This is a genomic window from Pseudomonas sp. LBUM1674 (assembly GCF_059695635.1).
Genome location: NZ_CP166779.1, coordinates 6902381 through 6928406, shown reverse-complemented (window position 1 = coordinate 6928406; position 26026 = coordinate 6902381). Strand labels below are relative to the sequence as shown.

Annotated in this window: 28 protein-coding genes and 1 pseudogene; 13 read left to right on the top strand and 16 right to left on the bottom strand. The window is 59.1% G+C overall.

The features are described 5' to 3' along the window. Positions 1–141: 141 nt before the first annotated feature. Complete coding sequence (locus ACA067_RS31855) at positions 142–1356, top strand: aldose 1-epimerase family protein (protein WP_497459993.1); 1215 nt, start codon at positions 142–144, stop codon at positions 1354–1356. A gap of 15 nt (positions 1357–1371) precedes the next feature. Here ACA067_RS31855 and ACA067_RS31850 read toward each other — a convergent pair whose 3' ends face one another. The 6 genes from ACA067_RS31850 to ACA067_RS31825 all read right to left on the bottom strand — a co-directional run bounded on the left by ACA067_RS31850 (position 1372) and on the right by ACA067_RS31825 (position 7253). Beyond that, complete coding sequence (locus ACA067_RS31850; RefSeq protein WP_497459992.1) at positions 1372–2904, bottom strand: Fic family protein; 1533 nt, start codon at positions 2902–2904, stop codon at positions 1372–1374. Positions 2905–3079: 175 nt separating this feature from the next. Then, complete coding sequence (locus tag ACA067_RS31845) at positions 3080–4573, bottom strand: YifB family Mg chelatase-like AAA ATPase (protein ID WP_497459991.1); 1494 nt, start codon at positions 4571–4573, stop codon at positions 3080–3082. Positions 4574–5092: 519 nt separating this feature from the next. Further along, a complete protein-coding gene (locus ACA067_RS31840) occupies positions 5093–5263 on the bottom strand; it encodes a hypothetical protein (protein WP_339501832.1) in 171 nt (56 codons plus the stop codon). Between the two features lie 34 nt (positions 5264–5297). Next, positions 5298–5834: an N-acetyltransferase gene (locus tag ACA067_RS31835; protein ID WP_497459990.1), complete on the bottom strand. Its 537-nt coding sequence runs from the start codon at positions 5832–5834 to the stop codon at positions 5298–5300. A 205-nt stretch (positions 5835–6039) separates the two neighbouring features. After that, positions 6040–6567 carry a BRO-N domain-containing protein gene (locus ACA067_RS31830; RefSeq protein WP_497459989.1) on the bottom strand — a complete coding sequence of 176 codons (528 nt, stop codon included), beginning with the start codon at positions 6565–6567 and terminating at the stop codon, positions 6040–6042. A gap of 425 nt (positions 6568–6992) precedes the next feature. Beyond that, a complete protein-coding gene (locus tag ACA067_RS31825; protein ID WP_121733396.1) occupies positions 6993–7253 on the bottom strand; it encodes an accessory factor UbiK family protein in 261 nt (86 codons plus the stop codon). 414 nt (positions 7254–7667) lie between these two features. Between ACA067_RS31825 and glnK the strand changes: the two genes are divergently transcribed. The 4 genes from glnK (at position 7668) to sutA (ending at position 10441) form a co-directional block, all read left to right on the top strand. Beyond that, on the top strand, positions 7668–8006 hold the full coding sequence (glnK, locus tag ACA067_RS31820; protein WP_002555808.1) for a P-II family nitrogen regulator: 339 nt from the start codon (positions 7668–7670) through the stop codon (positions 8004–8006). A 33-nt stretch (positions 8007–8039) separates the two neighbouring features. Next, positions 8040–9377 (top strand): ammonium transporter, encoded by a 1338-nt coding sequence (locus tag ACA067_RS31815; RefSeq protein ID WP_497459988.1) that lies wholly within the window; start codon positions 8040–8042, stop codon positions 9375–9377. Between the two features lie 213 nt (positions 9378–9590). After that, positions 9591–10040, top strand: coding sequence for a secondary thiamine-phosphate synthase enzyme YjbQ (locus ACA067_RS31810; RefSeq protein WP_497459987.1), 450 nt, complete (start codon positions 9591–9593; stop codon positions 10038–10040). 77 nt (positions 10041–10117) lie between these two features. After that, positions 10118–10441 (top strand): dormancy-specific transcriptional regulator SutA, encoded by a 324-nt coding sequence (gene sutA, locus ACA067_RS31805; RefSeq protein WP_497459986.1) that lies wholly within the window; start codon positions 10118–10120, stop codon positions 10439–10441. Between the two features lie 199 nt (positions 10442–10640). Here the strand turns inward: sutA and ACA067_RS31800 are convergent, their stop codons facing one another. Genes ACA067_RS31800 through lptM form a run of 6 tightly spaced genes read right to left on the bottom strand, consistent with a single transcriptional unit; the run spans position 10641 to position 15260 of the window. Then, positions 10641–11345, bottom strand: coding sequence for an HAD family hydrolase (locus ACA067_RS31800; protein ID WP_497459985.1), 705 nt, complete (start codon positions 11343–11345; stop codon positions 10641–10643). Continuing rightward, positions 11342–12241: a tyrosine recombinase XerC gene (gene xerC / locus ACA067_RS31795; RefSeq protein WP_497459984.1), complete on the bottom strand. Its 900-nt coding sequence runs from the start codon at positions 12239–12241 to the stop codon at positions 11342–11344. The genes ACA067_RS31800 and xerC overlap by 4 nt, the downstream gene beginning before the upstream one ends. Before the next feature lie 2 nt (positions 12242–12243). Next, the gene (locus tag ACA067_RS31790) at positions 12244–12969 is read right to left on the bottom strand and encodes a DUF484 family protein (RefSeq protein ID WP_497459983.1); all 726 of its coding nucleotides are present in this window, start codon (positions 12967–12969) and stop codon (positions 12244–12246) included. 13 nt (positions 12970–12982) lie between these two features. Next, positions 12983–13813 carry a diaminopimelate epimerase gene (gene dapF, locus ACA067_RS31785; protein WP_497459982.1) on the bottom strand — a complete coding sequence of 277 codons (831 nt, stop codon included), beginning with the start codon at positions 13811–13813 and terminating at the stop codon, positions 12983–12985. A 4-nt stretch (positions 13814–13817) separates the two neighbouring features. Then, positions 13818–15065, bottom strand: coding sequence for a diaminopimelate decarboxylase (lysA, locus tag ACA067_RS31780; protein ID WP_497459981.1), 1248 nt, complete (start codon positions 15063–15065; stop codon positions 13818–13820). Positions 15066–15074: 9 nt separating this feature from the next. Further along, positions 15075–15260, bottom strand: a complete 186-nt coding sequence (gene lptM / locus ACA067_RS31775) for an LPS translocon maturation chaperone LptM (RefSeq protein WP_497459980.1) — start codon at positions 15258–15260, stop codon at positions 15075–15077. A gap of 330 nt (positions 15261–15590) precedes the next feature. Here lptM and cyaY point away from each other — a divergent pair, with 330 nt between their 5' ends. The 3 genes from cyaY (at position 15591) to rnk (ending at position 16804) form a co-directional block, all read left to right on the top strand. After that, complete coding sequence (gene cyaY, locus ACA067_RS31770; RefSeq protein ID WP_497459979.1) at positions 15591–15923, top strand: iron donor protein CyaY; 333 nt, start codon at positions 15591–15593, stop codon at positions 15921–15923. A gap of 4 nt (positions 15924–15927) precedes the next feature. Then, entirely contained in the window at positions 15928–16155 is a 228-nt protein-coding gene (locus ACA067_RS31765; protein WP_497459978.1) for a DUF1289 domain-containing protein, read from the top strand. A gap of 238 nt (positions 16156–16393) precedes the next feature. Then, a complete protein-coding gene (gene rnk, locus ACA067_RS31760) occupies positions 16394–16804 on the top strand; it encodes a nucleoside diphosphate kinase regulator (protein ID WP_150798695.1) in 411 nt (136 codons plus the stop codon). Between the two features lie 8 nt (positions 16805–16812). On the opposite strand, the gene ACA067_RS31755 is transcribed toward rnk, so the two are convergent. From ACA067_RS31755 to ACA067_RS31745, 3 genes are all read right to left on the bottom strand, one after another. After that, positions 16813–19659, bottom strand: coding sequence for a class I adenylate cyclase (locus ACA067_RS31755; protein ID WP_497459977.1), 2847 nt, complete (start codon positions 19657–19659; stop codon positions 16813–16815). Between the two features lie 217 nt (positions 19660–19876). Continuing rightward, positions 19877–20122, bottom strand: a complete 246-nt coding sequence (locus tag ACA067_RS31750; RefSeq protein ID WP_150748704.1) for a TIGR02647 family protein — start codon at positions 20120–20122, stop codon at positions 19877–19879. A gap of 242 nt (positions 20123–20364) precedes the next feature. Continuing rightward, positions 20365–20649 (bottom strand): hypothetical protein, encoded by a 285-nt coding sequence (locus ACA067_RS31745; RefSeq protein ID WP_497459976.1) that lies wholly within the window; start codon positions 20647–20649, stop codon positions 20365–20367. Between the two features lie 125 nt (positions 20650–20774). Here ACA067_RS31745 and ACA067_RS31740 point away from each other — a divergent pair, with 125 nt between their 5' ends. Then, entirely contained in the window at positions 20775–21434 is a 660-nt protein-coding gene (locus tag ACA067_RS31740) for a glutathione S-transferase family protein (protein ID WP_497459975.1), read from the top strand. A 144-nt stretch (positions 21435–21578) separates the two neighbouring features. On the opposite strand, the gene argH is transcribed toward ACA067_RS31740, so the two are convergent. After that, positions 21579–22973, bottom strand: coding sequence for an argininosuccinate lyase (argH, locus tag ACA067_RS31735; protein ID WP_497459974.1), 1395 nt, complete (start codon positions 22971–22973; stop codon positions 21579–21581). Positions 22974–23317: 344 nt separating this feature from the next. Between argH and ACA067_RS31730 the strand changes: the two are divergent. The 4 genes and pseudogenes from ACA067_RS31730 to ACA067_RS31715 all read left to right on the top strand — a co-directional run. Next, a pseudogene (locus tag ACA067_RS31730) lies at positions 23318–23434 on the top strand (sensor histidine kinase); the annotation flags it as partial. Continuing rightward, on the top strand, positions 23431–24177 hold the full coding sequence (locus ACA067_RS31725) for a LytR/AlgR family response regulator transcription factor (RefSeq protein ID WP_497459973.1): 747 nt from the start codon (positions 23431–23433) through the stop codon (positions 24175–24177). The pseudogene ACA067_RS31730 and the gene ACA067_RS31725, both read left to right, overlap by 4 nt. 142 nt (positions 24178–24319) lie before the next feature. Beyond that, the gene (gene hemC / locus ACA067_RS31720; RefSeq protein ID WP_497459972.1) at positions 24320–25261 is read left to right on the top strand and encodes a hydroxymethylbilane synthase; all 942 of its coding nucleotides are present in this window, start codon (positions 24320–24322) and stop codon (positions 25259–25261) included. After that, positions 25258–26025, top strand: a complete 768-nt coding sequence (locus ACA067_RS31715; RefSeq protein WP_497459971.1) for a uroporphyrinogen-III synthase — start codon at positions 25258–25260, stop codon at positions 26023–26025. The genes hemC and ACA067_RS31715 overlap by 4 nt, the downstream gene beginning before the upstream one ends. Position 26026: the final 1 nt, after the last annotated feature.

Below are 26026 nucleotides of genomic sequence, written 5' to 3'. Positions count from 1 at the left end.
GCTCGCGAAGGGATCGCTCAATTGTTCTGGGTTATCCCAATGCTCCGAATCGACGGACATGGTTTATCTTGTTTATAGAGCTTGATGAATCGTTTCAGCCAGTCTATAAAAATGGCACAACTCCAAGAAAGGCATGCTGCCATGACCCCGCTCAAACTCTTCGTCAGCCTCGGCGCGCTGACCGCTGCCTCCCACGCCATGGCCTGGGACTACGTCTTGCTCGACACCGACAAGGCCGCCCAGAACTGGCAAATCACCAGCCAGCAACTCGGCGTGAAAACCGACAAACCCTTCTCCGTGACTCTGCGCACCTTGCACGGCGGTCGGCAGGAGGGCGTCAGCATCGTCGACATCGATAACGGCACAATGAAACTCTCGGTGGTGCCAACACGAGGGATGAACGTCTTGCAGGCGTCGGTCGGCACTGTGCGCATGGGATGGGATTCGCCGGTCAAGGAGGTGGTCAATCCATCCTTCATCGAACTCAACGGTCGCGGTGGCCTGGGTTGGCTGGAAGGCTTCAACGAACTGGTCACCCGTTGCGGCTACGAATGGGTCGGCCATCCCGGCATGGACAATGGCGAATTGCTGACCCTGCACGGTCGCGCCGCCAATATCCCGGCCAGCAAAGTCACCCTGCACATCGACGAGAAACCGCCTTATGCCATCAGCCTGCGCGGCGAGTTGAAAGAGCAGGCGTTCAAGAAGGTCGACTTCTCCGTCGCGACCGAACTGGTCACCGAACCAGGCAGTGTGAGCTTCAGCCTCAACGACACCCTGACCAATAACGGCGACTATCCGAAGGAATACCAGGCGCTGTACCACAGCAACTTCAGCACCCCGTTCCTCGAGCAGGGCGCCCGCTTCGCCGCGCCGGTGAAACAGGTATCGCCATTCAACGACAAGGCCAAAGGCGATCTGCCGGACTGGCAAACCTACCGCGCACCCACCAAGGACTACGACGAAACGGTGTACAACGTGGTGCCCTACGCCGACGCCAAGGGCGACACGCTGACGGTGCTGCATAACAAGGCCGGCAGCCTGGGCGTTTCGGTCGGCTTCAATACTCAAACATTGCCCGTGTTCTCCCTGTGGAAAAACACCGACACCCAAGGGCAAGGCTATGTCACGGGTCTGGAGCCGGGAACGAGTTTTTCCTACAACCGCCGGTATCAGCGGCCATTGGGCCTGGTACCAACGATTGGGCCGAAGGAACAGAAGCAGTTCCAGATCAGCTATAGCTTGTTGGCGGACAAGGGCGCCGTGGATCAGGCGCTGAAGCGGGTGAGCGAGATTCAGGATGGGCGGGAAACCGAGGTGCGGCAGGTACCGTTGGTGGATCTCACCAAGGGATGACATCCCGACCGTTTTTTATTTCAGTTCGCTGAAAGCTTCCTCCACTGCACGCGTGAGGCGCTCTCCTAACTCTGGTCTTTCTACAAACAGCGGATAGCGCTTGAGTAATTTGTTGGAAAGCGTATGTCCGTTTTGGCGTACGGCCCGGATGATCTGATCCAATTCATTGTCCGGCGCCTCCAGGAATTGTTTGATGCTTCTGCGGGCGGTGTCATTCGCCCAAAGAAATTGCGCCTCCAGCCGCATTTCCTGAGTCAACGTATCGTTGATGACTTGCGCCAAATAAACCGCATGAGCCGTCAGGTCTGGGTAGCGCCATGTCGGCAACGCATCGTCATACCCCGTGAAGTGGAGGTTGTAATGAACGCCATCCTCTGCCTCGACGGTTTCGCCAAACCGGTACTGGGGCGCGTAATGTTTCATCAGTGGGCGGGAAAAACTCTCAAGTACGCGATCATAGGCGGCTTTGTTTTGAGTGCTGTGAGTAATCGTGGCTGAGACAGGAAGAATGACAGGTGGAGGTACTACTCCATCGCGCCGTAGTACATCGTTGATCAAGAAACGGGAGATGCGCCCATTACCGTCAGCCATAGGGTGGATATAGACAAAGCCGAATGAGGCAACGGCTGCACGTAAGATCGATGACTGAGATTGAGTATTCTGCAAAAATTGGCTCAGGCCCGTGAGCATGGAGCGGGTGTGATCCCAATGCGGGGCGATGTAATCGATTACTGGCTGATAACGCGCGGTATGCCCTACATAAACTGGCGAGCGACGGATGCCGTAGCGTAACGCCGTCTTCCCAAGAATTTCACGCTGTAACCCTTCCAGCGTATCTGGCTCAAGGGGATCGGAATGTGTTCCGCATTCCGTTTCCATGACATTGGCGAATCGGCGTATACGGTCCTCTTCGTCCTGCTCATGCTCGATGAGAAAACTGGCCCGGCTTTCCTTGACTGTCAGCCACACGGTACTGCGCATGATTAGATCGATGCCGAAATCGGATTCAAGCTCTCCCAGTTTGCTCGCAATGTCGTAACGTTCTGCGTTTCGGACTGCCTCATTCCGACGAATCATTGGACAGAATGCCCTGCTGCCCGGCAAATTATTTCGAACACGCCATCGGGGGTTATTGACGGCTGTCCCGACGAGATAATCCTTCGGATTCAATGCATCGACATAGTTACCTGTTCTAGTAGACGCAACGCTCAGTTCATCCGGCATCAACCACTCGTAGAGAAAGCACGCTCGCCGGGCAAATATCCCAACGGGCTCTCGAGTAATCCACTCTTCCAGCGCCTCTTTCACCGTCTCTAAGGCGTAAAGACGCGCGAGGAATTCCAAATGCACGCCTTCATAACGCAGAGCAAACGCCAAGTGATCACTCATATTGGGCTTGGGACGATAAACCTCCGGATAGATCTCGTTGCGCAGATCTCCCAGCTGGGTGCTTGAGCGACGTGAGCCTATCTTGCTGCTGATGGGAAACGGTTGTACTGGAAATATCCGGTATTCGTGAGACAGCCAGAGATAGCCGATGCTGGACATAAATTCGCTTACTCGTGCTCAAAAACGATTAGAAATACATGTTTCATTAAAAAAACGCTTACAGCAATGGTTGATGTGAGTGGCGCTTAGAATCAGATGAATTTGTACAAAAAACCTTATTTGGGCAAAAAAATGCTTAGTGAATGAGATTTTTCAGAAAAAACACTTATTACGACTATGGGCTCGACGGCCTGTATTGAAGCGCCTCAGCCACATGTTCGCGTCGAATGCCATCGAGTTGCTCAAGGTCCGCCAAGGTGCGCGCCACTTTGAGCAGCCGGTGGGCGCCTCGCAGGGACAAGGTCAAACGCTCGCAGGCGGTTTCCAGCCAGTTTTCATCGGCTGTGGATAATTTGCAGTGTCTGCGCAGTCCCGGCAGATCAAGGAATGCGTTCGCACAGCCTTGGCGTTTCTGTTGCCGTTCTCGTGCATTGGCGACCAGCACCGCCGCGGTGGCCGTGTCGTCACCGGGTTTCGATGCGGGATTCAACGCCGTGGCTTCGCGGGCGACGGTCAGGTGCAGGTCGATACGGTCCAGCAGCGGGCCCGACAATTTGTTGCGATAGCGCTGGACCATGTCCGGTGTGCAGGAACAGCGCCCACTCGGTTCACCAAGATATCCACAGGGGCAGGGATTCATCGCCGCGACCAGCTGGAAGCGCGCCGGGAAACGTACGCGGTCCCTGGCGCGGGCGATCACGATGTGGCCGGATTCCAGTGGCTCCCTCAGTACCTCCAATACTTTGCGATCAAATTCCGGGAGTTCATCGAGGAACAGCACGCCATGATGGGCGAGGGTGATTTCACCGGGTTGAGGTTTCGAGCCGCCGCCTACCAGGGCCGGGCCGGAGGCGGAGTGATGGGGTTGGCGAAACGGTCGCTGCGGCCAATGGCTCAACGGCACACAGCTGGCGACTGATTGAATCGCCGCGACTTCCAGCGCCTCACTTTCTGCCAATGGTGGTAAAAGCCCCGGCAGACGACTCGCCAACAGTGTTTTACCCGTCCCCGGTGGCCCGCTGAACAGCAGGTTATGCGCGCCCGCCGCCGCAATCAGCAACGCACGCTTGGCCGCGAGTTGGCCCTGCACTTCGTTCAAGTCGGGATAAGGTTTGCTGGCATGCATCAAGCCATCCGAAATGTAAGGCTCGATGGGCGTATGACCATTGAAATGCGCAACGGCTTCCAGCAGATGATCCACTGCAATCACCTTCAACCCCGACGCCAGGCACGCCTCTTCGGCATTGGCCCGCGGCACCACCAATGTCCGTCCCGCCTTGCGCGCGGCCAGTGCCGCCGGCAACACACCGCGAACCGCCCGCACTGCACCGGACAGCGCCAATTCCCCAAGGCATTCCACATCGTCCAGCGTCAACGTCGGCACCTGGACACTGGCCGACAGGATCCCCAAGGCAATCGCCAAGTCGAACCGCCCGCCGTCCTTTGGCAAATCGGCGGGGGCGAGATTCAACGTAATGCGCCGCGCCGGAAATTGCAGACCCGAATTGATGATCGCGCTGCGCACGCGGTCCTTGCTCTCCCTCACGGCTGTTTCGGGCAATCCGACCATCGTCAGCGAAGGCAAGCCGTTGGCCAGATGGACTTCCACGGTGACGGCGGGTGCATCCACGCCAATCTGGGCGCGGCTGTGGACGATGGAGAGGGACATGGTCGCTCCTTGAGCTGACGGAGAACCGCTTCCTGCGGCTTTTTAAGGGTAGTCGAGCTGGAAGGAGGCGCTGGAGTAGACGTTTACAAGAAGTATCAATGACCCGTCTATGACGCCCAAGATGGCGACTTGACTATAGGCTGGCATTAACGAATCATTGTTTTTGAGGACTGCAACTGCGCATTCGTCGGGACTGGGCACCAGCTAAGGCCCCCCGCATTTTTGGCAGCAGAGAAAGCTGGTTTCTCTGAAGTAGTGACGATGGGTTCGCCTGTCGGATTCTGAACCCAAGGTCGCAAGGCTGGGAGCTAAAGAATCGCTGCGACTACTCCTCAAAATTACCTAAAAGGCGTCCGATGGACGCCTTTTTTATTTCTGATTCGGTATTGCTCGTGGTACCTGTCCGACTAGCGTGCCATGCATACGCTTTTGGGGAAACGTCGGAAGATGTGCGGGTTTTAATGAGCTAATTCGGATGTAAAAAAAACCGCCACTCGGGCGGTTTCTTCGGGCGGGCTGTCAGACTCGTGCACCTGCAAGCAAGCCATCAGGTTCAAGTTCTTTGCCATACGTTGCTGCGACTTTAAAAAAGCGACGCTGACTGGCAGAAACGTTTCCGGCCAAGCGGAGCGCCTCGGCATGATACTCAGCGATCATTAATGACTTTGCTTTTTGCTTTTTGGGTTTCATAGACACCTCGCGTGCCTGGATGAGTGGATTGATCTTATTGGTCGTCTAGCGAAAAGACAAGGCGGTTGGTTTTGTCAAAAATGAATCCAAGTTTTTGATAATAGGAAATGGCACCCGGGTCGGGTTGTTGTACCTCGATCTCATCGCAGCCCAGCATCCGCGCATAAAGCTCCGTAGCCAGCAATGCAATTGGAGCGATCCAGCCTCGCAAAGCGGGGGTGTTTCTTGTATGTCCCTGCAAAAGCACAATTTTTATGCAGATAGTGCTTTCACGCGGAGTCGCATAGCACAAGCCACAGAGCTCTTCTTCATACCAGATAGCCAGATCCAGCCCCCTTGCATCCTTGCGCTTCCAGTCCGGGATGCATTCCCACGGGTACAGGATTATTTCTTCCCACAGATGACAGGAGTTGATCGCAGCCACGGTGATCGGATCGAGCCTGAGTGCTGAGACGTTGATGCCTGCGGCACGAATGTCAGGATCATCGGAAATGGCTTCGTAAGTGAGATTGCGAGCATCAGATTTGAATATCTGATTGCGGAGTTCTGTGCCTTTTCCTTTTCTTCTCATCGCTTTTGTACTGTTGAGATCGAGGCGAAGAAGGTAACGGACGCGGGCGTGGTCACGTATTCAGACGCAGGAGCTGGCTACTGTAGGACCGTACTTAGATGTATGAAGGACGTCAGACGCACGACAGGTGGAATTGGCTATGGTTGTGGAAAATGACTACGTCTGATGCGCAGCAGGCGTAGTCCATAAGCGGTGCAAATTGGTGTTAAAACGATTGCAGCATCCGCGAAGCTCGCTTCCACCAAGGCGTATTGTCTGTACGTTTTGACACATCCTGATCAGGTAGTACGTGTGGCACATCCTGCAGCCGAATCCACGGCTGGTTGTTCCAGTGCAGCAAACTCAGCGACATCTGCGGCCAATTCAGCCGGCTCAGAATCGGGCGTTCGGTTGAAGCCGGTTGCTGGGCGTCTCTGAGGGCTGGCACTACTTCGTGGGTCAGCCACTCGCGCAGGCCTCGGTATTCGGGGCAGTAGTGATAGACCAGCAGCGCGTAGACGCCGGATTCGCTGATCAGCAGGGTGTTTTCGATGCGGCCGTGGGTGATTATTTTTGCGGTTTGGCGTTGGTCGGGGTCGAGTTTTCGGACGGTGCGTTCGTCGAGGAAGAGGCGCAGCAGTCGGCCGAGGTCGCGGGCGCTGAACCAGGGTTGGTTTTGCAGGAGGAGGGCGTGGAGGTGGAGTTTGTGGCGGGTGAAGATGTGGGGGATTAGATAAGCGTCATCGCTATTCATTGATACAGCTCCTTTTGCTTGAAAGGGCTGCCAGCAATCGTCGCCAAAGGATTGGGTGGCAGCTGTACGCGGGTTGGCGAACCGGAGCAAAAGGAACCCGGCAGACCCGAAAGTCTCCCACGCACAACCGCCATGACTCGAGTCGATGGTCGTCGTACGCCTTAAGCTTCCGGGTCGCCAAACCCAGTGCTGAACATTCAGCATTGGGTGAGCTTAGGAACCGGGGCTTTGCGGCGCAATCGGACGGCGGTGGTGATGTTTGTAGGACGTTGCTGAGATGTTTGCGGGGCTGAAGATCAAAAGATCGTCCGAACGCGGCCCGAACCTTCGGCAGCTCCTACAGGGGTGGTCTAGCCAGTGTGGGGTGGCGGAAGACCGAGGTGCCCCTATTCGCGGGCAAGCCCGCTCCCACAGGGATTGCGGTGTTACTCGGTTGGCGGATTGAGCTTCGCTTCCAGCTCGGCCACTTTCGCTTCAAGACTCTCCAGCCGTGCCCGGGTTCGTGCCAGCACGACCATCTGGCTATCAAACTCTTCCCGGCTCACCAGATCCAGTTTGCTGAAGCCGCTCTGCAACAAAGCCTTGAACTGGCTTTCGATTTCGCTTTTCGGCAGTGGGTTGTCGCCGCTGAAGAGGCGGGAGGCGGTGCCGCTCAGGGCGTCGAGGAAGTCTTTGGGCGCGAGCATGGGAAAGGTCCTGGAAACAATGGCGAGCAGTGTATCACGCAGTGTCTATAGTCAATCCGGACTGCAGGGATGCACGCTTTTCGCGCATGCGGACGGACGGCATCGCACTGTTGTTGTGCGTAATCGTCGGGCCATTCTGGCGCAGGGTCAGTTGGTTGCGATCAAGCCATTGAATTCAGGGGATTTTGTGGAGATGGCAAGCTTTCTGCTTAGGCGGTAGTGACCCATGCACTGATGCAGTCGCTGTGACGAATGCAGTGCGCCAAGCGGAACGGGGAGTTTCGTCAGGAGCGGTTAGCTGGCGTCGGACGGGCGGGTAAGGCCGACGATGCGTTACAAAGCCAGGCACTGCGCTTAGACTTGAGTCGGGTTTGTTTTCCTGGGGCAAGTCCACCAATTCGGGAGAGAGTTTTCATGAAGCTAGTCACTGCCATCATCAAGCCGTTCAAGCTGGACGACGTACGCGAGTCGCTGTCCGAGATCGGCGTGCAGGGCATTACCGTTACTGAAGTCAAAGGCTTCGGTCGGCAGAAGGGTCACACCGAGCTGTATCGCGGCGCGGAATACGTGGTCGATTTTCTGCCCAAGGTGAAAATCGATGTCGCCATTGACGACAAGGATCTGGATCGGGTTATCGAGGCGATAACCAAGGCTGCCAACACCGGCAAGATCGGTGACGGCAAGATCTTCGTGGTCAATCTGGAACAGGCGATTCGCATCCGTACCGGCGAAACCGATACCGACGCAATCTAAGCCGCTACACCCCACGCCCCAGGAGAAAACAATATGACTCTGCGTAAATTCGCAGGGCTAGGAGCCCTGTTGTCCCTCGTAATGCCCAGCCTGGTCATGGCGGCAGACGAAGTGGCGGCCCCAGTCCTCAATTCGGGTGACACTGCCTGGATGCTGACCTCGACAGCCCTTGTGCTGTTCATGACTATTCCCGGCCTCGCGCTGTTCTACGGCGGCATGGTTCGGTCGAAAAACATTCTTTCCGTGATGATGCAGTGCTTCGCCATTACCGGTCTGATCAGCATCCTGTGGGTCATTTATGGCTACAGCATCGCGTTCGACACCACCGGCATGGAGCAGGGCGTCGTCAACTTCAACTCCTTCTTCGGCGGCATGGGCAAGGCTTTCCTCGCCGGTGTCACGCCATCGAGCCTGACCGGTCCCGCGGCGCTGTTTCCTGAGGCGGTGTTCATCACCTTCCAGATGACCTTCGCCATCATCACCCCGGCGCTGATCGTCGGTGCCTTTGCCGAGCGGATGAAGTTCTCCGCCATGCTGATCTTCATGGGCATCTGGTTCACCTTGGTGTATGCACCGATCGCGCACATGGTCTGGTCCGGTAACGGCGGCCTGATGTGGGACTGGGGCGTGCTCGACTTCGCTGGCGGCACCGTGGTGCACATCAATGCCGGTGTGGCCGGCCTGATCTGCTGCCTGGTACTGGGCAAGCGCAAAGGCTTCCCGACTACCCCGATGGCACCGCATAACCTCGGCTACACGCTGATGGGCGCTGCAATGCTGTGGGTCGGCTGGTTCGGTTTCAACGCCGGCTCCGCCGCAGCGGCCAACGGCACTGCCGGTATGGCGATGCTGGTCACCCAGATCGCCACCGCCGCTGCCGCACTGGGCTGGATGTTCGCCGAGTGGGTCACCCACGGCAAACCAAGCGCACTGGGTATCGCCTCGGGTGTGGTAGCGGGTCTGGTCGCCATCACGCCTGCCGCAGGCACCGTGGGCCCGATGGGCGCGCTGGTGATCGGTCTGGCAGCGGGCGTGGTGTGCTTCTTCTGCGCCACCACCCTGAAACGCAAACTTGGCTATGACGATTCCCTGGACGCCTTCGGCGTGCACGGTATCGGCGGTATCCTCGGCGCGATCCTGACCGGTGTATTCGCCGCTCCGGCCCTGGGTGGTTTCGGCACCGTCACCGATATCGGTGCGCAGGTCTGGATCCAGCTCAAGGGCGTGGGTTTCACCGTGATCTACACCGCGATCGTCACCTTCATCATCCTCAAGGTGCTGGACGCCGTCATGGGTCTGCGTATCACCGAAGAAGAAGAGGCCGTCGGCATCGACCTGGCACTTCACAACGAGCGCGGCTACAACTTGTAAGAACGCGCCTAAAAATTTGCCCGGCTTGCCGGGCATTTTTTTGTCTGGAGTTTGTCAGTGAAGGAGCAGCTGAAAGGTTTTTTCGTACAGGTTTCGTGGCGTTTACGCAGCGTGTTTTTGTGCGGCCAATGGCTTACATGATTGAAGGAATATTAGGGCCTTTGTTTTTTCCCAGAGCGCGCTAGAATGCGCCCCGAACGTGCGGAGAACTGTATGTGGCAACAGACTCTGATTACCTTGCGGGCGAGGCCCCGGGGCTTTCATCTGGTAACGGACGAGTTACTCGCCGGCCTGCCTGAAATCAAGGCATGTCGGGTCGGTCTGTTGCATTTGTGGCTACAGCATACCTCGGCGTCGTTGACCATCAACGAGAACGCCGATCCGGCGGTACGTCGCGACTTCGAACGATTTTTCAATCGTCTGATCCCACAAGGAACGGACGGCTATGAGCATAACGACGAAGGCCTGGACGACCTTCCGGCGCACTTCAAGGCCAGCGTGCTTGGCTGTCAGCTCAGTTTGCCGATTCAGGCAGGCCGATTGGCGCTGGGGACCTGGCAAGGCGTTTATCTGGGCGAGCACCGTGATCAGGGTGGTGCTCGTAAAGTCCTCGCCACCCTGCACGGTGAAGAGGCAAAGCCGTTGGTCCCCAATGGCGGTTGAATTTTTTCCGGCAACCGTCGACAGACGGCAAAGCTGGGCTATAACTAATCTGCTTTTCGCAAGTCATGAGGTAGAACATGAGCGACGATGATCTGGAAAACGACGACCTCGAAGTAGGCGACGACGACGAAACCGAAGAAGGCCTTGAAGCGGTGGCGGAAGACGTCGCTGAAGACGACGGCGGTGATACGCCCGTTCCGACTGCCAAAGGCAAGGCCAAGGCTGCGGTGTCGGTCGATGAACTGCCGAGCGTCGAAGCCAAGAACAAGGAGCGCGATGCCCTGGCCAAGGCCATGGAAGAGTTTCTTGCGCGCGGCGGCAAGGTGCAGGAAGTGGAGGCCAATGTGGTCGCCGATCCTCCCAAGAAGCCTGACAACAAGTACGGTAGCCGGCCTATCTGAGCCTCTGCCCGTGCTTGCTGAAAAAGCCCGCCGTCGCTGCGGGCTTTTTCATGGGAGCCGAGAAATCAGGAGCCTGGCGGGGATGCCTGTGGGAGCGAGCTTGCTCGCGATGGCGGTGTGTCAGTCAACATCAATTGTGAATGTTACGGCCTCATCGCGAGCAAGCTCGCTCCCACAGGGGGGGTGTGTAAATTCAGGATCAGTGTTGCGCATTCCAGCGGGCCAGCAACGCCGGCAAATCGCTCAGGCTGCGAATCTCCGCGTCCGGCAAACGATCCGCTTCCCAGGCTTTGCCCGCCGGGTTGAACCAGATCGCCCGCAACCCTGCCTGCTGGGCACCTGCAATGTCATCACCCGGATGATCACCGATGTGCACCGCGGTCTGCGCCGTTGCCCCGCCACGCTGCAACGCCTCATGAAACAGTCGCGCATCGGGCTTGGCGATGCCAATGTCTTCAGCGCACAGGGCAAACTTGAAGTAATCCGCCAGCCCTAATCGGCGCACATCGGCGTTGCCATTGGTGACCACGCCCAAGGCGTAGTGCTTGGCCAAGGTCTCGAGTGTCGGTTCGACTTCAGGGAACACTTCGATCTGGTGCCGCGCATGCAAAAACACTTCAAAGCTCTTGTCGGCCAGGTCCGAAGCCTGGCCGTGGTCGTAGCCGGCTTCTTCCAGCGCGTGGAACAGCACACGCCGACGCAGGGCGCTGATGCGGTGCTTGAGGCTCGGTTCGCTGCTCAGAATCCGTTCACGAATAGTCCACAAATGCTCCACCGGCAGGGCGCCCAGATTGGGGGCGTGCTCGATCAGCCATTCACGCAATACGGCTTCGGCGCTGACGATCACCGGGGCGGTGTCCCACAGGGTGTCGTCGAGGTCGAAGGTGATCAATTGGATGGTCATGAATCATCGCCTTTAATGCGTTTGGCCCGTGGATGGGCGCTGTCGTAGACCGTCGCCAGGTGCTGGAAGTCCAGGTGGGTGTAGATCTGGGTGGTCTTGATGTCCGAGTGGCCGAGCAATTCCTGCACGGCACGCAAGTCCTGCGACGATTCGAGCAGGTGGCTGGCGAAAGAGTGTCGCAGCATGTGCGGATGCAGGTTCTGGCCCAGCTCGCGCTCGCCAGCGGCCTTGACCCGTACCTGAATCGCCCGAGGGCCGAGGCGGCGACCTTGCTGGCTGACAAACACGGCGTCGTCCGCCGGATTGGTCATGGCTCGCAATGGCAGCCACTGTTCCAGTGCTTCGCGTGCTTTCCTGCCGACGGGCAATAGCCGCGTCTTGCTGCCCTTGCCGAGCACCTGGACCATCCCGTCGGCCAGATCCAGCTGGTCGAGATTGAGCCCGGTCAGCTCCGAAAGGCGCAAACCCGAGGAATAGAACAACTCCAGAATCGCCTGGTCACGACGCGCCAGAAAGTCATCTTCCACCGCGCCTTCAAGCAATTGCAGCGCGCGGTCGGTATCGAGCGTTTTCGGCAGGCGGCGTTCGCCCTTGGGCGGCGCCAGGCCGTTGGCCGGATCGTGGTCGCAAAGACCTTCGCGGTTCAGATAGTGATACAGCCCGCGTACGGCCGAGAGCAGCCGCGCCAGGCTGCGCGACGACTGGCCCTGGGAATGCAGGCGCGCGATCAGGCTGCGCAGGCGCTGGATATCCAGAGCGGCCCAACTATCGATGTTCTGTTTGACGCACCAGCCAAGCACTTTGTCGAGGTCGCGACGGTAGGCGTACAGTGTATGGGGCGACACCTGTCGCTCACTGCGCAAGTGTTCGCAGTAAGCGTCCAGTTGCCGTTCCACGATCAGCGTACCGTGCGCAGGGAGCTGTTGACCCGTGGCAGCACGCGGCCCATGACTTCGGCGATGTAGCTCAGGAACAGCGTGCCGACCGAACTCTTGTAGTGCTGCGGGTCGCGACTGGCGATGGCCAGGACGCCATGGATGCCTTGATGGCTGATGGCGACGACCGCAGTGGAGCCGATCTGCTTGCGTTGTTCTTCGCCGAACAGGAAGTCCAGTTCGTGCTCACGCAGGCTACCGCTGACGCTCTTGTCTTCCGAGAGCAGGCCGCCAATGGCCGTCTGTGCATCGGCATGGGTCACCCAGCGGCCTACCGGCATCGGGTTGTCGCCCAGCAGGATCAAGCTGACAAAGGGCACCTGGAAGTCCTGGCGCAGGCTGTCTTCGACGCTGATCACCACGTCTTCCAGGCTGGTGGCGTCCATCAGCGCGAGAATCAGGCGGCGGGTCTTGTCGAAGAGACGGTCATTGTCGCGGGCGACATCCATCAAGTGCGAGAGGCGATGACGCAACTCGATGTTGCGGTCGCGCAGGATGGTCATCTGGCGTTCCACCAGCGATACGGTGTCGCCGCGCTGGTGGGGAATGCGCAAGGCCGGGAGCAGTTCTTCGTGTTCGACGAAAAAATCCGGATGAGCCTCCAGGTACGCGGCAATCGCCGCCGCCTCAAGGCTTTCGGAAGGGGATTCGTCGGGCTGTAGGGCGGGAACCTTAGGCTTATCTTTCATGGATTTGACTCTCTCAAAGACGCACTTGTCCTTCATAAACGCGCACTGCCGGGCCGGTCATCATCACCGGTTCGCCAGGACCGGCCCATTCAATGGACAGGCGCCCGCCGGGCAGGTCGATCAATAGAGGCGAATCCATCCACCCCTGGCTGATCGCGGCCACTGCGGCAGCACAGGCGCCGGTTCCGCAAGCCTGGGTTTCCCCGGCCCCGCGTTCCCAGACGCGCAGCTGCGCACGATTGCGGTCGATGACCTGGAGAAAACCGACATTGACCCGCGAAGGAAAGCGCGGATGGTGTTCGATTTTCGGCCCCAGTTCATGCACCGGTGCGTTGTTGATGTCGCTGACCCGCAGCACTGCATGGGGGTTGCCCATGGACACGGCGGCCAGTTCGATCGCAGTACCCTCGACATCAACCCGATAACTCAGGGCCTGTTCCGTTGCGTCGAACGGAATCTCGGACGGCACCAGGCGCGGTGGGCCCATGTTGACCCCGATCTGCCCGTCGCTGCGGATATCCAGCTCGATGATGCCACTTTTGGTTTCGACGCGGATCTGCCGTTTCGCGGTCAGGCGCTTGTCGAGCACAAAGCGGGCGAAACAGCGCGCACCGTTGCCACACTGTTCCACTTCGGAACCATCGGCGTTGAAAATCCGATAACGGAAATCCACGTCCGGATTGCTCGGCGCTTCGACGATCAGCAACTGGTCGAAACCGATTCCGGTGTGCCGGTCACCCCATTGCTTTGCGTGCTTGGGCAAAATATGCGCGTGCTGGCTGACCAGGTCGAGGACCATGAAGTCATTGCCCAGGCCGTGCATCTTGGTAAAACGCAGCAGCATGGTTTTACTCCGGCAGCAGGCTTTCGCCAGCAAACAACTCGGCTACCGTCTCACGGCGACGCACTTCAAATGCCTGATCACCGTCCACCAACACTTCAGCGGCACGGCCACGGGTGTTGTAGTTGGAACTCATGACAAACCCATAGGCACCGGCTGAATGCACAGCCAGCAGGTCGCCTTCTTCCAGGGCCAGCTCACGATCCTTGGCCAGGAAGTCGCCGGTCTCGCAGATCGGCCCGACGATGTCGTAGGCGCGGGCTGTGGTAGTGCGCGGGCGCACGGCGGTGACGTCCATCCAAGCCTGGTACAACGCCGGGCGGATCAGGTCATTCATGGCCGCGTCGACGATGGCGAAGTCTTTGTGTTCGGTGTGCTTGAGGTACTCGACCTGGGTCAGCAGCACGCCGGCGTTGGCGACGACGAAACGGCCCGGTTCGAACACCAGCGCCAGGTCACGACCGTCGAGACGTTCGCGCACGGCTTTGATGTAGTCGGCAGCCAAGGGCGGCTCTTCATCGCGATAACGCACGCCCAAACCACCACCGAGATCGATGTGGCGCAGGTAGATGCCGCAATCGCCGAGGCGGTCGACCAGGCCCAGCAGGCGGTCGAGAGCATCGATGAATGGCGGCAGGGTGGTCAGTTGCGAACCGATGTGGCAATCGACGCCGACCACTTCCAGGTTGGGCAACTGCGCGGCGCGGATATACACATCTTCGGCGTCGGCGATGGCGATACCGAACTTGTTTTCTTTAAGACCGGTCGAGATGTACGGATGCGTGCCGGCATCGACGTCCGGGTTCACGCGCAGCGAGATCGGTGCACGCACGCCCAGCTCGGCGGCGACAACCTGCAGGCGCTCCAGCTCGTCGGTGGATTCGACATTGAAGCAATGCACGCCGACTTCCAGGGCGCGACGCATGTCGTCACGGGTCTTGCCGACACCGGAGAACACGATCTTGTCGGCGCTGCCGCCAGCGGCCAATACGCGTTCCAGCTCGCCACGGGAGACGATGTCGAAACCGGCGCCCAGACGCGCCAGGACATTCAGTACACCCAGGTTGGAGTTGGCCTTGACCGCAAAGCAGACCAGGTGTGGCGTGCCGGCCAGAGCATCGGCGTAAGCCAGGTACTGGGCTTCGATGTGGGCACGGGAGTAGACATAAGTCGGCGTGCCAAAGCGTTCGGCGATGGCGGACAGGGCAACACCTTCCGCGAACAGCTCACCGTCACGGTAGTTAAAAGCGTCCATGATGTTCCCTTATTGGTAGACGTCGTGCTTGTGGGCTTTAGACGCAGGCTGCTGTTGCGACGATTTGGCTTGCTCGACAGGATCCAGGTTCTCATCAGGCAGGTACAGCGGGCCTTTTTGACCACAGGCCGATAACAGGCTGGCAAAAGCGACGAGCGAAGCGAGCGCAACAAAGGAAGAGATCAGGCGCTTCATGGCGAAATCCTTGAAAATGCGTTAATTGCGCCGGAGTATACCGGCCACCCGGCAGCTTGCCTATGTAACGGAGCTCCCGTCCGGCGGGCCTATACCCGATGCCGGCCAGCCAGGTGCAATCCCCCGTAGGAGCGGGCTTGCCCGCGAAAGCGGTGGTTCAGTCAACAAAGATGTTGGATGTGCCAACCCCTTCGCGAGCAGGCTCGCCCCCACAGGGGCGATGTTTGATGTACCTATATCGGCGCTTGATCGTTATCCTTTGCATTCACCGGAGCTCGCCCGTATCTTGCGGCGCTTGAGCGTGAGTAGACACTTTTTGAGGTTGCCGCAATGAGTTTGACCGAAGCCCGTTTCCACGATCTGGTCGATGCCACCCAGCAATCGCTGGAGGATATTTTTGACGAGAGTGACCTGGATATCGATCTGGAAAGTTCGGCCGGCGTGCTGACCGTCAAGTTCGAAAACGGCACGGCGCTGATCTTCAGCCGCCAGGAGCCGTTGCGTCAGTTGTGGCTGGCGGCAGTGTCCGGTGGCTTCCACTTCGACTATGACGAAGAGAGCGAGCGCTGGATGTGCGACAAGAGCGAAGAGCAATTGGGCGAAATGCTCGAGCGCATCGTCAAGCAGCAGGCTGACGTCGAACTCGATTTCGAAGGTCTGTAAGGTCGTGACCCAGCCTGCGCCCGTTCGTGCGCCCAAACCGCTCTACAGCAATGTCAGCCCGGCGGTGCCTTCGCCGTGCAGCGGTGTGTGTCGGCTGGATGAGCAGAAGGTCTGCCTTGGGTGTTTTCGCCATGTCGAAGACATCCGCGAATGGCGCTCGGCCGATGATGAGCGCCGACGGGTTATCTGCACCCAGGCCTCCTATCGCAAGGCCACCGCCAATCCCCTGTAGGAGCTGCCGCAGGCTGCGATCTTTTGATTTTGATATTCAGCGATTCCCGATCGATTAAAAACCAGATCAAAAGATCCCAGCCTTCGGCAGCTCCTACGCCGCCGAGTGGCGGCTTGTATATTTATTGAGCTGTGATAGTGTCCGGGTACGCCTCAACCCATCGAGGCTCGTGAAAACCCCGCCTTTTTCTGGCGGGGTTTTGCTTTTTTCGTGCAGAAGAAAGGAGTCTGCCCTGATCATGACCGCACCTTCCATCACCCTTACCCGTCTGGACGTACAACGTCTGGAGCGCCTGATCGACAGCCTGGATGACACGCTGCCGGGCGTTATCGCGCTGCAAACCGAACTGGATCGCGCCGATACCCTGGTCGGTCACGATGAAGTGCCCGCCGATGTCGTGACCATGAATTCCCGTGTGCATTGCCGTGAAGAGAGCAGCGGCAAGGATTACCACCTGACGCTGGTTTACCCCAAGGATGCCAATGCCGACGAAGGCAAGATTTCCATTCTGGCGCCGGTAGGCAGCGCATTGCTTGGCCTCAAGGTTGGCCAGCATATCGATTGGCCGGCTCCGGGCGGCAAGACCCTCAAGCTGACCCTGCTGGAAGTCGAATCACAGCCTGCCAATGGCGGCTCCTTCCCGGAATGACATGCCCCTCAGATCTGCTCGAGCGCCTCGTTCAATGCGCGCTCCAGATCGGCCTTGTAGCGCAAATACAGATTGCTTGAACGCTGACCATCACCGAGCAGACCGGACAGGTCCAGGTCGGTGATGTAGCAACGGTAGCGCGCGGTCTCGCGGCGCTGCCCGACGATTTCCCTGGCGACCACGCTGAACAGCTGGTCGCCATGTTCCAGCTCTGAAAACTCCCGCTGATTGCAATACAACGTGATCTGCACCTGCCCCGGTGCGGCTTTGCCGACGATCGCCTGCACATCGTAGAACGGATCGTTGACCGGGGTTTGCGGCGCCGGCCGGGCTTCGACCCGACGGGCTCGCACGGGGCCCGATGGCAGCAGCTGGAAATACAAGGTGTCCAGGCTCAGGGACTGGGCAGCGTCCATCGGCAGCAAGGCTTCGCGCCGGTATTGGATCGATTGCAGGAATCTCTGCAACGGCACCAGCAGGCTTTGCTCATCGTGGTAGGGCAAACGTTGATGCCACAGGGCATTGAATTCATCCAGTACATACAGATCGGCGTGGAACTCGCTGGTCCGATAGAACACCTGAACGCATTCCGGCTGCCCCATCGGTAATACCAGCGCCAGATCCTGGTCTTCAAGCGCCATCGGGTCCAGGTGCAACGGGCTGTAGCTGGCGAGGTCTGCGCCCAGGTATTCGACCAGCGCCGGCAGCGAGGCGAGGACGACGTGGTTGACATGGCCGGGCACCAGTTCCAGCACGTGGAAATGCTGCTGGACCTGAATCAGGTAGCGATGATTGAGTTCGCTCAGCAACAGGTTCTGCGCGGTGTCGAGAATGTCTTCGACCCGCCGGGCGATGAATTGCGCACGGTTGTGGCAGAAGCAATGAACCCGCAGCCTGGGCTGTTGCAGCCCCTTCGGCAGGTTGTTGAGGTAATCGCGTACGCAGGCGAGCAAGGCATGGGGGCCATCAAAACGGCTGACCAGTACCTCGTTCCAGCTGTTGAGCGTGACCTGGTCCAGGGTCAGCACCAGATTTTCCCGGACCCCGGCGTAACTCAGGGAATCGGTGCGCTCGGTGGTCATCAGGATATTCAGGTCGCGGTGGTGCTTGAGCGGATCGATGCCGACGTTTACCAGGATCAGCACTTCGCTCGGCACACTCACGCGCAATAGCGGCTCTTCGGCGACGGTCGCCAGGGGCAGGGTGATGCTCTGTTGCAGGCTGCCGAGCAGGTTGAACAGTTCGAACTCGCTCAGGTCGCTGCTGCCGGGATGCAAGGCCAGGCGGGTGCTGCTGTCGATGACGCCATTGCGGTGGCACCAGGTCAGCAGCTCCAGCAATTGACGGCTGCGCTTGATCGGCGCGAAATGCTCCCACTCATTGGCGGTCAGGCTGCCGTTATACAAACCCCATTGAGTTTGCCCGGACTCTTTCCTGTTCGGCGCCTGCACCAGGGTCAGGGTGTCTTCGGCCAGGTCAGGGGCGATGCCCGGGTTGATGAACTCGACCTTGTTTGCCTTGCGCTCGAAGGCCGCATACAGACGTCGACCGAGCACGTTGAGCTCGCGTTTATTGATCAGGCTGACAGTTTGTTCGTTGCGGGCGAACCGGGTCAGGAAGCGGTAGCTGTAATTGAGCTCATTGACCAAGGCTCGGCGCTCCGAGCCGACCTGGCGGACTTTCCACTGGCTGCGGCTATCGAGCAGGGCCAGCTGACGCTGATCCCAGTGCCATTCGTGGGTCAGGCGCTCAAGCAGCGAGCGTTGCCAGCTCGCGCTGCGACTGCTGCTGCCGGTGAGCTTGCGATTCACCTTCAAATACAGCGCGCGCCGTACCAGCTCCAGACGTTCCGGCTCGTCACGGGCGCTGAGGTATTCCTCGAGGCGTCGGTAAACCATGACGTAGGGATCCAGCTCATCGAGGTCGAGCTGGTTGGCGAATACGGCGTGTTTGAAGCGCAGGCTGAGGCAATGGACTTTGGGATGTTCGCTGGCATAGACCTCGGTCAGCAGTAGCTTGAGCACCGACTTGTACGGCGATTCGATGCCCTTGAATAACTGCCACAGCCCGGCGCCGACGAATTCGCCGGGCGGAATGTACGCCAGATGCCCCAGGTCCAGGGTTTCGTCGGCCCGGATGAAGCGTTTGGAAAGCAATGCGTGGGTGTAGCGTTCGTAGGCGACCTCTTCGTAAACCGGTACCAGCCACCAGATTGGCGTGCGTCCGGCCAACCAGATCGCCGTGCGGTAGAACTCGTCCAGCAGCAGATAGTGCTGGGTGCTGCCGCAGTCTTCCGAGCTCAGTTGATGGTCGCGCTCGCCGAGCACGAAGCGGGCCGGGTCGATCAGGAAAAAATGCGCCTCGGCGCCCTGGCTGATGGCCCAGGTTTCGAGCAGCTGGCACTTTTTACGCAGCTCGGTCAGTTCGCTTTCGCTCAAGTCCGGTGCATGACAGACCCATACGTCCATGTCGCTCTGATCGGCCTGGGCCAGGGTGCCGAGGCTGCCCATCAGGAACAGGCCGTGAATCGGTCGGGGCGGATTGCTGCCGTGGCGCGGTTTATAGGAAAACGAGCGGGTCAGGCGCTGGGCTTCGGCGAGGACGTTGGCGTTCGGTTCGTAGTTCGACAATCCGGCCGGCGTGCTGCCGGAAACGTAACCTGGCAGCAGCGGATGATTGACGTGAAAAAACAGCGGCAGCAGGGTCAGCACGCCTTGCTGGCGGGTTGAAAGTCCTCCCATGGCGCGTGCCATGCGGCCTTCATTGAGCTTCAGGAACCGTGCGCGCAGTTGGCTCAGAACCTTGCGGTCGATGCCTTCTTCCAGGTCGGGGCGGATTTCATGGGGGTGGGTCATGTCAGCTCAAACCGGCTCGATGGGTCCGGACGTGGAAGGCCTCAGGATGAGGGGCAGTCTAGCGCCTCGGCCCCTGGACTTTTAAGCTGATTTTGTTTTTCTGGCGTCAGATTTCCATCGTTGGGCACGACAGGTAGCTGCACAGTAGCCGTGCAGGTAACAAAGTGTGCCCACGGAAATCCCGTAGCAGGGGTTTCCGTGGGCGACGCGGTAAAACTCAGGCTGTTTCCTGGACGCTCAGAATAGTCAGCACGGTTTGTATATTTTGCGCGGCGTCACGGCCCAGGCTGGTCAGATACCCGCCATCGGGCTGGTCGATCAGATCTTTTTCGTACAGGCGTTGGGCGGCGGCTATGGCTTTCGGGGCAGCGGTCTGATGAATTTTCAAACCTTCCTGGGAACTGTCCAGGTTGAAGAGTGCGAGGATTTCCAGTTCGGCAACCAACTCAGGGGTAAGCGACATAAGGACTCCAGACTTTCTAGGAATTGGACGACAGCGCCCCTAAGGTGAGCCCACTCGTGCGGCATGTCCAGTGCTCGCGACAGGGTTTTTTCGCCTTTGCAGGAGCGAGACAGCTTCCAGTGTAGTCAGGGCCGGAAAAATGGTTGCCTGAAATAAAAAGATCGCAGCCTTCGGCAGCTCCTACCTGGAATGCGATCCCCCCGTAGGAGCTGCCGAAGGCTGCGATCTTTTGATCTTTGCTCTTACTTCTTTTCTGGCGGCAACTCCGGCAATGCACGCAGCGCAGTTTCATACCATTCGGTGTTGAACGCGCGGTCTTCTTCGAGAATCGCGTCGATTTCCACCGCCAGTACATGGGCCATCAGGTTGAGGATTTCCTCACGCTCGTAACCCACCAGGGTCAGCTTGTTGAAAGTCGCCTTGGCTGCTGGCGGATTGTCGCTTTCGATCTGGTTTTCGATGGCTTCGACCAGCGTGTTTTCGGCGAACTCTTCGTCGTCGATGTCGATATCGTTTGGCTCGCTCATGGCAGGCTCCTTAAGAAAAGACGGCCAGTTTACCTGCATTCAGCGCTGTGATGCTGCTAGCGAGAAACGCCCAGGCGTTCTATAACTGGCCCTGCCAACCCCTTGCACGGCCTGGAGGCTATGTGATGCTCAAGCTTTATGGATTTTGTGTCAGCAACTACTACAACATGGTCAAGCTGGCGTTGCTGGAGAAGGGACAGCCGTTTGAAGAAGTACTGTTTTACCCGGGGCCGAGCGCCGAAGCGTTAGCCATCAGCCCGCGCGGGAAGGTGCCGGTGCTGGGCGTGGAACAGGGTTTCATCAACGAAACCAGTGTGATTCTCGAGTACATCGAGCAAAGCCAGAAAGGCACGCCATTGCTGCCGAGCGATCCTTTTGAACGGGCGCAGGTGCTGGCGTTGGCCAAGGAGATTGAACTGTACATCGAGTTGCCGGGTCGCGCCTGTTATCCCGAAGCGTTTTTCGGCATGTCGGTGCCGGAGGCGATCAAGGACAAGACCAAAGCTGAACTGCTGCTGGGGTTTGCCTCCCTGGGCAGGCACGGCAAGTTCGCCCCTTATGTGGCGGGTGACAGTTTGAGCGTGGCGGATTTGTATTTCCTGTACAGCGTGCCGCTGGCCTGTGCGGTAGCGCAGAAGCTGTTTGATATCGATCTGTTGGCGGAGATGCCGGCGGCCAAGGCACTGCTGGAGCGTCTGGAGCAGAATCCGCATGTGCAGCGGATCGCGGCGGACAAGGACGCGGCGATGCCGGCGTTTATGGCGATGGTCGCTTCCAAGAGATAGGTTTTGTAGTGATCTGAAGTCAGTCATCGCGAGCAAGCTCGCTCCCACAATGGATTTTTGGTGTTCACAAGATGTGTGTTCAACACCGATCCACTGTGGGAGCGAGCTTGCTCCGGGCGGCGTTCCGACGATGCTTTTGACTGCTTAGCGGCTGGCGAGCAGTTGCTGGCCGCGCACTACAGCCTTCTTGACCTGCGCCGGCGCAGTCCCGCCGATGTGGTCACGGGCGTTCACCGAGCCTTCCAGGGTCAGCACGGCGAACACGTCCTGATCGATCTGGTCGCTGAACTTGCGCAGTTCTTCCAGGCTCATTTCCGCCAGGTCTTTGCCGCTTTCAACGCCGTACTTCACCGCATGGCCAACAATTTCGTGGCAGTCACGGAACGGCAGGCCACGACGCACCAGGTAATCGGCCAGGTCGGTGGCGGTGGAGAACCCGCGCAGGGCCGCTTCGCGCATCATCGCGTGCTTGGGTTTTATCGCCGGGATCATGTCGGCAAAGGCCCGCAGCGAATCGCGCAGCGTGTCGGCGGCGTCGAACAGCGGCTCCTTGTCTTCCTGATTGTCCTTGTTGTAGGCCAGAGGCTGGCCTTTCATCAGGGTCAGCAGGCCCATCAGCGCGCCGAACACGCGGCCGGTCTTGCCACGCACCAGCTCGGGTACGTCCGGGTTTTTCTTTTGCGGCATGATCGAGCTGCCGGTGCAGAAACGGTCCGGCAGATCGATGAACTGGAATTGGGCGCTGGTCCACAGCACCAGTTCTTCGGAGAAACGCGACAAGTGCATCATCGCGATGCTCGCCGCCGAGCAGAACTCGATAGCGAAGTCTCGATCGGAAACGTTGTCCAGCGAGTTGCCACCCACCGCGTCGAAGCCCAGCAGTTGCGCGGTGTATTCGCGATCGATCGGGTAGGTCGTGCCGGCCAGCGCAGCGCTGCCCAATGGCATGCGATTGGTGCGCTTGCGGCAGTCGACCAGGCGCTCGTAGTCACGGCTGAGCATTTCGAACCAGGCCAGCATGTGGTGCCCGAAGGTCACCGGCTGCGCGGTTTGCAGGTGAGTGAAACCGGGCATGATGCTGCCGGCTTCGCGCTCGGCCTGTTCCAGCAAACCTTGTTGCAGGCGGGTGATTTCGCTCAGGATCAGGTCGATCTCGTCACGCAGCCACAGGCGGATATCGGTAGCGACCTGGTCGTTGCGGCTGCGACCGGTGTGCAGCTTTTTACCTGTCACGCCGATGCGGTCGGTCAGGCGCGCCTCGATGTTCATGTGCACGTCTTCGAGGTCGATGCGCCAGTCGAACTGGCCGGCCTCGATTTCACCCTGGATGGTCTTCAGGCCATCGGTGATGCTGTCGCGCTCGGCATCGGTCAGCACGCCGACCTTCGCCAGCATGGTGGCGTGGGCGATCGAACCCATGATGTCGTGGCGATACAGGCGCTGGTCGAAGGTGACGGAGGCGGTGAAGCGGGCGACGAAGGCGTCGACGGGTTCACTGAAGCGGCCGCCCCAGGACTGATTGGTCTTGTCAGTGCTCATGAATTCGCTCGTATCGGCTGAAGAAAGATGGCGTTGAAAGCTGTCGCGGATAATAACAGGGTTGCCAATCCTGTCGCTGACACTGGTCGACAGGTTTTTCTTGAAGCGTCGGCCCATACTTGAGGCAAGCCACACGCAAATTGCGCAACGATATTTTTCAATTGAGCAATATCGTCCCGGCAACCGTCTACAGTTGGACAGTAGGATCAGCGCACTTCCGGGCGCTGCAGCTGCCTATAAAAAGAGGGGTGTTCATATTGTGTATCAGAAAACCCTGTGGCGATGCCTCGCCAGTGCGGGCCCGGGCCGCCAAACGCACGCCAGATGAAAATTTAGCCGTCGGACCGGCGGCACTTTTTGGCCCTCGCGCTAGTCTTAGCGTGGATCGCGGTGACGGACGTCACTTCACCTGTCTACGCTATCCTTGTGCGAGACTCACGCAGGAATCCAGCGCAATATGAATGTCCTGATCGTTGATGACGAACCCCTGGCCCGCGAGCGCCTGAGCCGAATGGTCGGCGAACTCGAGGGATACAGTGTCCTGGAGCCCAGCGCCACGAACGGCGAAGAGGCGTTGGCACTGATCGACAGCCACAAGCCGGATATCGTGTTGCTCGATATCCGCATGCCAGGCCTCGATGGCCTGCAAGTGGCTGCACGATTGTGCGAACGCGAAACCCCGCCAGCCGTGGTGTTTTGCACAGGGCCCGATGAATTTGCCGTGGAAGCCTTACAGGCAGGCGCCGTAGGCTATCTGGTGAAACCTGTGCGTACAGAACAGTTACATGAAGCGTTAAAGAAAGCCGAGCGACCCAATCGTGTCCAGCTCGCCGCCCTGACCCGCCCGGCTGCCGAGAGTGGCAGCGGGCCTCGCAGTCATATCAGCGCCCGTACCCGCAAAGGTATCGAACTGATCCCGTTGGGTCAGGTGGTCTACTTTATTGCCGATCATAAATACGTGACCTTGCGCCATGAAGGCGGCGAGGTGCTGCTGGACGAGCCACTCAAGGCCCTCGAAGATGAATTCGGCGACCGTTTCGTGCGCATCCACCGCAATGCGCTGGTCGCCCGCGAGCGAATCGAACGCCTGCAACGCACGCCTCTGGGACATTTTCAGCTGTTCCTCAAAGGCTTGAACGGTGATGCGCTGATCGTCAGCCGCCGCCATGTGGCGGGTGTTCGCAAAATGATGCAACAGCTTTAACTCGCCGGTCCCAGGCGAACTTCACACCCGATTGCCGGACATCCGGGGCCAGGGAGGGCAGGCATTACCTGATACAAGTCAAAGTGGATTTGGCTGAGCTGTTATTATCCGCCGTATCTATTCAGTACGGATTGATTGATCCATGTCCTCTCGCGAAATCCGCATCGCCACCCGCAAAAGTGCTCTCGCCCTGTGGCAGGCCGAATACGTCAAAGCCCGTCTGGAAGAGGCTCATCCCGGACTGCTCGTGACGTTGGTACCCATGGTCAGTCGTGGCGATAAACTGCTCGACTCGCCCTTGTCGAAAATCGGCGGCAAGGGCCTGTTCGTCAAGGAGCTGGAAACCGCGCTTTTGGAAAACGAAGCCGACATCGCCGTGCACTCCATGAAGGACGTGCCGATGGACTTCCCCGAAGGCCTCGGTCTGTTCTGCATCTGCGAACGAGAAGACCCGCGCGATGCATTCGTCTCCAATACTTACGCGAGCCTGGATGAGTTGCCCCAGGGCAGCATTGTCGGCACCTCCAGCCTGCGCCGCCAGGCCCAGTTGCTGACCCGTCGCCCGGACCTGGAAATCCGCTTCCTGCGCGGCAACGTCAACACTCGGCTGGCCAAGCTCGATGCCGGCGAGTACGACGCCATCATCCTGGCTGCCGCCGGCCTGATTCGTCTCGGTTTTGAAGATCGCATCACCTCGGCCATCAGCGTCGACGACAGTCTGCCGGCTGGTGGCCAAGGCGCAGTGGGGATCGAATGCCGCAGCGTCGACAGCGACATCCACGCCTTGCTGGCGCCGCTGCACCATCAGGACACTGCCACTCGCGTCACCGCCGAACGTGCCCTCAACAAGCACCTCAATGGCGGCTGCCAGGTGCCGATCGCCTGTTACGCCGTACTTGAAGGCGAGCAGATCTGGTTGCGTGGCCTGGTGGGCGATCCGAGCGGCGGTCTGCTGCTCAGTGCACAAGCCCGTGCGCCACGCCGTGATGCCGAAGCCTTGGGCGTGCAAGTGGCCGAAGACCTGCTGAACCAGGGCGCCAACGACATCCTGAAAGCGGTCTACGGCGAGGCGGGTCACGAGTGACCGGCTGGCGCCTGTTACTGACGCGTCCCTCGGACGAGTCAGCGGCGCTAAGCAATGCTTTGGCGCAAGTGGGGATTTTCAGCAGCAGCTTGCCGCTTTTGGAGATCGAGTCGATTCCTGTCTCTGACACAATGCGTGAAGTGATCCAGGACCTGGAGCGCTATTGCGCGGTGATTGTAGTCAGCAAGCCGGCCGCTAGAATGGCGGTGGACCTGCTCGGCCAGTATTGGTCGCAACCCCCTTGCCTGCAGTGGTTCAGCGTGGGCGCGGCGACTGCGCAGATCTTCGAGGCTCACGGGGTGGACGTCAGCTTCCCGGTTGAGGGCGATGACAGCGAAGCCTTGCTTGAACTTCCCCGGCTGCGCGAGGCTATCGCACGGGCCGATCCACAGGTGCTGATCATGCGCGGGGAGGGTGGGCGCGAGCTGCTGGCTGAGCGTTTGCGTGAGCTAGGTGCTAGTGTCGAGTACCTGGAGTTGTATCGGCGAAAACTGCCGCACTATCCGCCAGCGGCGCTGCCCGGGCGGATCCGGGCGGAACGCTTGAACGGGCTGGTGGTCAGCAGTGGACAGGGTTTTGAGCACCTGCGGCAGATGGCCGGCGATGCCTGGCCGCAATTGGCGCGGTTGCCGTTGTTTGTGCCAAGCCCCAGGGTTGCCGAGCTGGCACGTGCCGCCGGGGCCGAAAAAGTTGTGGATTGTCGTGGCGCCAGTGCCGCGGCTTTGCTGACGGCGTTACGGGAGCATCCCGGACCCGTTCTCTAAT